The 9,683-nt window shown below is 73.8% G+C and carries 2 protein-coding genes; both read right to left on the bottom strand.

The features are described 5' to 3' along the window. Positions 1–185, bottom strand: a 185-nt coding sequence (locus tag ABT014_RS34225) for a hypothetical protein (protein WP_350643720.1), incomplete at its 3' end; no start/stop codon positions are given. A gap of 207 nt (positions 186–392) precedes the next feature. Then, positions 393–9,479 (bottom strand): toxin glutamine deamidase domain-containing protein, encoded by a 9,087-nt coding sequence (locus tag ABT014_RS34220; protein WP_350643718.1) that lies wholly within the window; start codon positions 9,477–9,479, stop codon positions 393–395. Between the last annotated feature and the right edge of the window lie 204 nt (positions 9,480–9,683).

Genomic DNA, 9,683 nt, shown 5'->3' with positions numbered 1-9,683 from the left:
TGACGCGCCTTCACCGCCACCACCGCGATCAGATCACGCAAATGCGGCAGATCCCGCGCCAACACCTCGTACTGATCCCGCACCTCCCGCAGATCCCCCTCCTTCACCTGCGGCCACGGCATCCCCGACACCGCCGAGAAAAAGGTGTCCACACCCGACGGAACGACGATCGACGAGTACGACAAGGCAACCTCCGACGGGGCAAGGCTGAACGGACGGACTGCGGCACGCGGGTGCGGACGCACTCCGCCCGCAGACCGTCCCGGCGGATCACCACCCAGCCGTTCCTCGGAGGACGGCTGTCGGTAACCCTTTGGACAGGTCTACGGGCGGAGGTAGTCAATCCGTTCAGCTCCGGGGCCGACCGGGCGGAACTCCCTGTCGCAGTACGGTCAATCACCACCCAAACCGGACAGCGCCTTGGTGATGAAGTCCGCGAGGTCGAGGCTGCCGTCGAGCTCCTCCTCGATGTCGTCGAGCCCCCGGCGGTCGCCCGGTTCGACCGGCTTCGGCGAATCGATCAGCCCGGAGGGGCCCGGCACGGGATCGGCGGGACCGGGTCCGACGGGCGACACGATCTCGGCCACCCACGGCTCGTGCAGGCCCGTCGTCTCCACCCGCGGACGGCTCGGCGGGGTCACCGTCCGGACCGGGGAGTCCGTCCCCCCGAACGCCTGCCGCCGGCGGACCGACACGTCGTGCGGGCTCTCGTCCCCGAGCGGCATCATCTCCATCGGGGCCTCGTGCGGCTCCGGCGTCGCCGTCAGCTTGGGACTACCCGACGGCACCGACCCCAACGAAGCTCCGTCGAACGCCCCCTCCCGGCTCCGGTCCGCCAACGCGAAGAACGCCTGCTCATCGGCGCTGCCCACCCGCCGGTGCGGACTCGGCAACGTCACCGGCTCCTCCTCCGGCCCCCGGCGCGGCCCCGGATCACTAGCCCGGCGAACCGGCGTCGGATCGGCCGACCCTTCCGGCATCGTCTCCACCGGGGCCTCGTGCGGCTCCGGCACCGCCGTCAGCTTCGGGCTGCCGGACGACACCGAACCCAACGCCGCATCGTCGAACGCCCCCTCACGCGACTTGTCCGCCAACGCGAAGAACGCCTGCTCATCGGCGCTCCCCACCCGCCGGTGCGGACTCGGCAACGTCACCGGCTCCTCCTCCGGTCCCCGGCGCGGCCCAGGATCACTCACCCGACGGACCGGTCCGGGCCTGGCCGGCCCCTGCGAGGACGGCGCCTGCGACGGCGGCTCCGGCAACGGCCGCGCCGGACTCGGCGGACGCACCTGATCGGCCGCCGCCGGCTGGGCCTGCGGCCGGCCCACCGGATCGTGCACGGCTCCGCCGGCCGGCTGGGGCTGGGCCTGGGGCTGAACCGGCGGAGCCGGCTGCTGCACCACAGGATCGTGCACCGGACCACCCGCCGGAGGCTGTACGGGCGGCGTCGCCACCGGCGGCTGCTGCACCGGCGCCGGAGGCTGGGCCTGCGGCTGGGCGTGCGGCTGCGGCTGAACCGGCGGAGCCGGGTTCTGCACCACCGGCGCCTGCGGCTGGGGCTGGGGCTGCACCGGCTGCTGCGGCTGCGGCTGAACCGGCGGGACGGGCGCGGGACGGGGCGGGACGGGGGTGGGGGCGCCGAACTCGCCGATCAGGGCGTCGAAGTCGGTGTCGCCGAAGGCCTCGCCGAGCGCGTCGGTGCGCGGGTTCTTCGGGATCGCCGTGCCGTCCGGCGCGTCCTGGCTGAAGGCGAGGTAGTGGTCGCTCATCACCTTGGCGTCGTGCGTCTCGCGTTCGGGGATGTCCACCGAGATCGGGATGACGCCCTTCTCGACCACCCGCTTGTCGCCCTTGAACATCACCACCTCGACCTCGGCGAAGCCGTCGTACCGGGCCATCGGGGTGCCGAACTTGGCGTGCGAGACCACCTGGCCCGCGTTGCCGAGCGAGAGCCCTTCACGGCCGCGGTGCGCCCCGCCGACGATCGCCTGGAAGGTGCCCTCGACGGAGCCGAGCTCCATCTTGACGCCGCCCTGGCCCTGGCCGCTCCACATGCTCCAGTCGAGCCGGGTCCGGGTCGAGGTGGTGGAGGTCGCGTTGGAGGGGCTCAGCTCGACCTTGCCGTCGGTCCGGTCGTACTCCAGTTGGAGGACCTTCAGGTTGACCTCCACCCCGCCGTCCGACACCAGCAGGCGGCGGCCGGGCGACGGGGTGGCGATCTCCTCGCCGCGGGTGGCGGAGCCGAAGTGGCTGGCCAGTTGGGCGTGGTCGGTGGTGTTGCGGGCGACGCTCTCCATCCGGTCCCAGGTGCGGCTGCCGAAGAACCCGGGGCCGTGCAGCCGCAGGATGTCCTGCACGCCGGAGGAGTCGCCGAGCCAGCGCATCACGTCGATGTCGCGCAGGCCCTCGTTCCAGACCCGGGCGGGCGGCGCCTTGACGGTGACCTCCACCGGCGGCTCGGACGGCGCCGGGTGGGCGGGGGCGGTGCGGTGGTCCGGCGCCTCGAACGGGGTCGGCGCGCCGCCCTTGGACGGCCGGCCCTCGACGGCCTCGACGGTGGCCTGGAAGCCGACCTTCGCGGTGGCGAGTGCGTGCGTCGAGGTGCCCAGCCGGCGCAGGGCCCGCCAGGCGCCTCCCGCGGCGGCCTTGGCCTGGTCGACCCGGGTGGCGGGCGGGGTGGGCCGGTGCGGGTCGGGCACGATCCGGTCCCGGCCGAGGTCGACCAGCGGGCGGCGCTCCATCCGGAAGATCAGGGTGGCCTCGCCGGTGTAGCCGCTGCCGGGGACCTTGGCCTTGGTGGCGGCGCCGGTGGAGGTCCGCTGGGCCTGCACGTCGAGCTGGTCGTGGCCCCAGGAGTGGGTCACCTGGACGCCGCCGGTGACGGCCGGTCCGACCGGGAGCGGGTTGCTGGTGCCCTGGGCGGAGACCGTGATGCTGTTGCCCTTGCCGGAACCGAAGCTGGTCACGCCGTCGGAGCTGGCGAAGGACTTCTGCACCTGGGTACCGGTGTTGAACTCGGTCTGCGCGGTCTCGCCGGTGTGTTCCATCCGGGAGACCGCCGCGGTGATCCGCACGGTGCTCCGGCCGTGCTTCACCACGATCTCGTGGCCGGACATCATCGACTTCAACTGCGGCTGGAGCTTGTCGAGTTCCAGCTCCTTGGTGATCTTCTCCTTGATCCCGGCCCAGTCGCCGCCGAGGGCACGCGAGGCGGTGCCGCCGAGGTGGTGCACGGCCGACTCCGCCACCGACCGGTGCGGCCCGGCCGGGTCCGGACCGGCGCCGGGTCCGCCGGGCCCCCCGGGGCCACCGCGCGGCCGCAGCGGGTAGACGTCGGTGACCACGTCGGAGGAGCCGAGCCGGTGGGTGCGTTCGATCCGGGCGGGCGGGTCGAGCGGCTTCTTCACCGGCGCCGGGTCCGGGGCCCCGTGCAGCGGCGCGTCCCGCAGCGGGGTGGCGACGGTGGCCCGCACCGGCACCTTCAGGTCGGGGGCGCCGTGCTTCTCCCCCGTGGTCCGGAACTCGAACTCGACGGTGAAGTCGGCGGTGCCGGTGAACAGACCGGCCGGCTCGACCGACTTGCCCTTGCTGACGGTGGCGCCGGTGCTGTCCACCGTGGAGCCGCTGACCAGGTCGGTCCGGCGGGCGGCGTTGAAGCCGAGGTCCAGGTGCGGCAGCTTGAGCCTGGTCGGCAGCGAGAAGATGTCGCGGATCCGGCGGTCCTTGCCGACACCGGTGGAGACCCGGGTCTGGGTGCCGAGCTCGAACTCGAACTTCTCGACCGTGTCGGTGTGGACGAAGTCCTTGCCCAGCGCGGCCTTGACGGTGACGGTCGCGTCCCAGCCGTTGACGGAGACCGTCTCGGTCAGCTTGCCGCCGCGGCTGAGCTTGGACAGCTGCGGCTTGAGCGCGAACGGGTCGAAGCGGTTCTTGAGCTTCATCACCGCGTCGTCGGGCAGGTTGCCGAACTTCTGCTTCAGGCGGTCCTCGATGGACCTGAGCACGGTGGCGTCGCCGCCGCCGAGGCTGTGCACCACGTCGGAGGCGCTCATCGCGCCGCGTTCGGCGATCCGGCGCGGCGGGTCGTGCAGTTCGGCCGGTGCCTTGTGCGGGTTGGGCGTGCCGGCGCCGGGCCCGGTGAACACGCCCAGCCCGTCGGCCCCGACCACGTAGTTGCCGGTCTCCTTGCGGTCCAGGCTGAGTTCGGCCCGGATCGGCACGGTGAGGGTGTGCTCGGTGCCGTCCACGGTCACCTTGACCTGCACGGCGAGCGCGGCGTCGTAGATCTCCTGCGGGCGGGCGTACTTGCCGTTGGCGTACACCTTGTTGGAGTTGCCGTCCCGCCAGCCGGCCCGGTCGCGGACCTGCCGGGCGTAGCCGCCGCTGATGTCCAGCGTGTCCTTGCCGGAGAGCGGGACCGTGCCGCCCCCGGTGCCCTGCACGGACTTGGTGTCGGAGATCAGGCGGCGGCCGGAGCTGAACGAGGTGGTCTCGTCGACCGGGTTGAGCTCGGCCTTGGCTTCCGGGCGCTTGTACGCCATCTCGGTCACCGTGGCGGTGGCCGAGACCTTGACCCCGTGCTTGAGCAGGGTGGCGGCGGTGCGCTCGGGGGCCTCCAGCGGGATGTCCCGGGTCATCGAGGTGAGCCGGGAGGCGACCATGGGGTGGCTGAACAGCTGGTGGATGTCGTCCTTGACGTCGTTCCAGGAGTCCTTGAGCAGTTCCCGGCCGAGCTTCTCCACCTGCTCGTGCAGCGGGGCGACCGTCGGCAGGTCGCGGACGGTGACGGTGTCGGAGAGGCCGCCCGCGCCGTTCTTGTGCTGCCAGACGGCGTCCGGCGGGCTGGGGATGGTGCTGCCGGGCTCGAAGGTCTTCGCCGTGGCGGCCTGCGGGACGTCGGTGGCGATGAACAGGGTGGGGTCCGACCCGGGCGTGTCGACCACCGGACGGGCCTCGGCCTGCTCGATCAGCGCCCGGAAGTCGACGGTGGTGGTCGCCGTGTCGTGCGATCCGCCGGTCAGGCCCTTGTGCTCGAAGTTCAGCCGGAGTTCGGCCCGGCCGTCGAAGACCACGCCGGCGCCCTTGGTCTTCGTGGTGATCTGGGACTCCTGGCTGGTGCCGGAGATCTGCACCTGGTCCCGGATCAGCTGGAGCCCGGCGCCGCCGGAGCCGATCGAGGCGCCCGCGCCGCTGCCGGACACCTGGGTGGGCAGCGGGAGTTGGAGACCGTCGCTGCTGGTGTCCTGCTGGGTGCGCACGCGCTGGACGCCGGTGCCGACGTTGAACTCGGTCTGCGGGGTGGTGCCGGTCTGCCACATCGCCTTGACCGAGGCGGTGATCTCCACCGAGGCGCTGCCGATGCCCCGGTCGCCGGTGACCTCGATCCTGGTCCGCTCCCCGGACATCATGCTCTTGAGGTCCTGGTGCAGCCGGGTCAGGTCCAGCTCGGCGATCATCTTCTCGCGCAGCTTGGGCCAGAGGTCGCCGACCACCTCCTTGGCCTTGTCCTCCACGCCGTCGAGGACCTCCTCCATCGGCCGGTCGGCGTCCGGCCGCCCGTGCCGGTGGGTGGAGACGTCGAGCACGATGTCGGAGCCGCCGAGCCGGTGCCCCTCCACCACCCGCTGGGGCGGCGCGAACAGCTTGTCCTTCGCCAGCGGCTGCGCGTGGCCGTGCGCGTCGAGGGTGTCGCGCTCCGGGATGCCGATGGTGGCGCCGATGTCCAGCCGCTGCACGCGGATGCCGGGCGCCAGTTCCACCGGCTGTCCGTGGTGGGTGAGTTCGGTGAAGTCGAGGGCGAGGTGCAGCTTTCCGGCGAACAGCGCGCCGGGCTCCACGGTCTTGCCGCGGGCGATGGTCCGGCCCACGTCCAGCGAGGCCGCGCCGTGCATCTCGTCGTGGTGGTAGCCGAAGGTCTCGGTGAAGTCGGTCTTGCCGGTCTTGAACTTGGCCTGGAAGCCCGCGTTGAAGCGGTTGAGGCTGTCCTCCTGGACACCGAGCGAGGCGTACCGGTCGGCGCCGTTCTCGAACTCCACGCTGGGCGCGGTCTCCTGGTAGACCAGGTTCTCCGCGTCGACCCGGATCGACACCGTGCCCTTCCACCCGTTCGCCTCGAACGGCGCCTCCCAGACGTCGCCGCGGGAGAGCGCGGTGAGCTTCGGGCGCAGGGTCATCGGGTCGAAGAAGTCCTGGGCGATGGTCCGGGCGGCGGGGAGGTCGCCCTTGAACCCGGCCTTGAACAGGTCGGTGATCCGGCGGAACACCACCGTGTCCTCCTGGTGGAGACCCACCACCAGGTCCGAGGCCGAGAGCCGCTTGTGGTTGGTCACCCGGGCCGGGGGGAGCCGGACGTCGGCGGGGTCGACCGGCTTCCGCGGCGTGAACGCCGGGTCGTGGTCGTGGGTCTGCGAGTCGTGGGAGAACACCGACATCGCGAACACCGAGGCCTGCGGGGAGGGCGGGTGGCCGGCGGGGGTCGCGCTGATGTGGTCCGGCGGCGTGACGACGATCGAGGGCGGGGCCGGGTGCGCGTGCGGGGCCGTGCCGCCGGGGTGCGGCGCGGCGGACGGCGGGGCGGACGGCGCGGACGGCGGGGGCGGGGCGGGGTGGGTGGTGCCGGTCGGGTGCGTGGTGGGGCCGCCACCGACGGTCGAGACGCTGTGCGGGGCCGGCGGGGGCACCGGCGCACCGGTGGAGGTGCCGGTGGGCGTGGGCGACGAGGCGCCGGGCACCACCGTGGGCGGGGCGGCGGGCGGGTGCGGGGTGGCGGACGCGCCGGGCGCGGGGAGCGGGGCGGCGCTGGCGTCGTAGTGGTTGGACCCGTTGTAGTAGACCGTCACCTGGTGGCCGTCGGTCGGGCCGTAGCGCAGGTACTCGGTCGAGCCGCCCTGGCCGTCCGGGCCGAGGATCCTCAGTCGCAGGCCCAAGGTGTCGGCCAGCAGCGGCGGGAAGGTCTCGCCGAACCCCTGGTGCCAGGACCGCTCCCAGTTGCGCACCGCCTGCTGCAGGCCGGTGAACTCGGTCGGCGACAGCGGGCGGTCGCTGAGCGTCAGGTGCCGAACGTTGAGGTCGACCAACGAGGCGTCCGGCAGGTCGTGCAGGCCGACCTCGTGCGGGGTGCCGAGCAGGTGGTGGAACTGCTGCTCCGGGCCGACCGCGCCGTCGCCCAGGTTCCAGCCGATCTCCTCCTCGACCAGGCGCAGGTTCTCCCCCCGGGCGACCCGCTCGTCGATGTACTGCCGCCGCAGGTCGTGCGCGTCGGTGGCGGGCTCCACACCGTGGCCGCGCAGGTAGTCCTCGGCGGCACTCTGCTCGGCCGGGCTCTTGAACTTCCACGGCACGGTCAGCTCGGCCTGGTGGCGGGCGGCCGCCCGGTCGCCGCCGGGGCCGGCGAGCTCGTCGGTGCGGGCCGCGAGGTAGCGCTCGCGCAGCAGCCGGGTCGGCACCACCTCGTGGGTGGTGACACCGCCGACGCCCAACCCTGCCAGACCGGCGAGCAGTTCGGACCGGCTCCGGGCGGCGTACCGGGTCTGCAGCTCCGCGGTGGCGATCTTGCGGTAGCCGCGGGTGACCTCCGGCGGGAGGTTGGCCGCGCCGGTCGTGGTGAGGTGCTGGGAGACCGCTTCCTTCAGGGCGAACGACACCGAGATCCCGCGGCCGGTCATGCCGCGGTCGGCGAGCAGCCGGGCGATCCCGCTCGGGTCGCTGGTCGCCACCGAGTTGAGCAGGCACAGGCCGTCGCCGGTCACCGGCACTCGCGGCCCGGGGGCCGGGAACGGCGCCTCCGGCGGTGGCAGGGTGCCGTGGGTGGCCGCGCCGCTGCTGCTCGAACCGGTGGCCGTGCCGCCCGGGTCGGGCGCGGTGCTGCTCGAACCGGCCTGCCCCTGCTGGTCGGTGCCGGTGAAGTCGGCGGCGACGGTGGGCCGGACGTGCTGCTCCGCCGCGTCGCCCGCGGCGGCGTTGAAGCCCGCGCCGCCGGGGATCGGACGGTTGTCGCCGTCCAGCATGATCGCCCAGACCCGGGTGACCTCCGTCGGCAGCGGCTGGTCACCCGGGGAGTGCAGGCCCTGCTGGGCGTCCACCCAGACCAGGCCGTCGCCCGGTACGTTCACCAGGTTCCAGGCGTGCCCCTTGCCGTTCTCCCGCCAGGCGAACACCATGGCGCCGGAGCCCGGGCCGCCCTCGGTGATCCGGCGGGCGACCTCGTCCAGGCCGGCCGAGCCGAGGCCCACGTACTCGGCCGGGTGGCCGGTCCACTCCTGCGCGTCGGCGAGAGCACCGCGCGGGCGCTCCCGGGGCAGCGGCGCGACCTGCGGGTCACCGTGGAAGCCCGCGTGGAAGGCCATCGCCGCGACACCGCAGTTGACCTGGCTGAGCAGGCTGCCGCCCTCGTCGCGCGGGTTGACCATGCCGACCCACTCGGACGGGTGGGCGAACCGCTCGGGCCGGCCGGCGCCGCCCATCGCCTGCTCCAGCGCCCACCGGGCGTCCGGGTGGGCGGCGTCGTAGCCGTCGCCGGAGAAGGTGTGCAGGAAGGAGTCGAGCGGCAGCAGCGGCTGCGGGGTGCCGTCCCCGGCATCGAACGGGTACGGGCCGGACGGCGAGGGGTCCGGGCGCGGTCGCTTGGCCTGCGGCTCGGGGTCGGACGGCGCGGCGGGTCCGAGGTCGTCGCGGTCGTGGGTGCCGTCGTGGTCGACAGCGTGGTGGTCGGCGTCGTCGCGGTGGTCGGCCTCGTACTCGTCCCGGGTCCGGCGGCCGGTGGTGGGCTGCGACGGGCCGTCCCCGACCAGGGTGACGGTGTCGGCGTCGTCGGGGTGGTGCGGCTGCTGCCGGGGCTCCTGGTGCTGCGGGGGGTCGGACGGGCCGCCGTGGTGGATCTGCCAGATCCGGCCGTCCTCGACGCCCACCACCAGCTTCAGGCCGTCCACCTCGCCCTCGTGCAGCATCAGGCCGCCGCCCGGGCGCCCGGGGTCGGGGTAGCTGCGGAGGGGGTGCTGGACGACCCGGTAGGCGGCCGCCGCCAGGTCCTCGTCCGACCAGTGCGCCAGCACTTCGCTCGGGAAGCCGTCCTTGAACCACCAGGGTGCCATCAGCCGCTCGACCTCGTCGGGGTCGGGGCGGGTGGGCGCCGGGTCGTCGTCCTTCGGCCGGTCCGCGGGGTCGGCAGCCTGGGTACGGTCCGCGGGGTGGGCACGGTCCGCGGGGTGCACCGGGTCGGTGGCCGGCGTCTCGCGGTGCGGGGCGGCCGGTTCGGGTCGCGGGGCCGGGGATTCGACCTGCCCGTGGCCGTCGGTCGAGGCGGTGGCGGTCACCGGCCGGGGCGCGTCCACCGGCTTCGGGACGGCCGTACCGCCGGAGTCCGCGACCGTCCGGGCGGGCTTCGGGGCGTCCACGCCGTCGCCTCCGGCGACCGTCCGGCCGGGCTTGGGCGCCGTGACGGGGGCGTCGTCGACCAGGGTGGCCTGGGAGTCGGTCCGCACCGGCGCCGGCCGGCCGGACGGCGGGAGGTCGAACAGGGCCTCCAGATCCGCATGCCCGAACGCCTGCGCGAACAGATTCGCATACTCATGATCCGGCGGCCCCGCCAACCCCCGCGAGAACCCCAACACCTCACCCCCCGCCACCTCCCGACCCGACGGACCCATCCGCGGCACCGGGAACGGCGCCGGATGCCCCGCCAGATT

This window comes from Kitasatospora sp. NPDC094015, assembly GCF_040304075.1.
Taxonomy (GTDB): Bacteria; Actinomycetota; Actinomycetes; order Streptomycetales; family Streptomycetaceae; genus Kitasatospora.
This window is presented reverse-complemented; position numbering and strand designations above follow the sequence as displayed.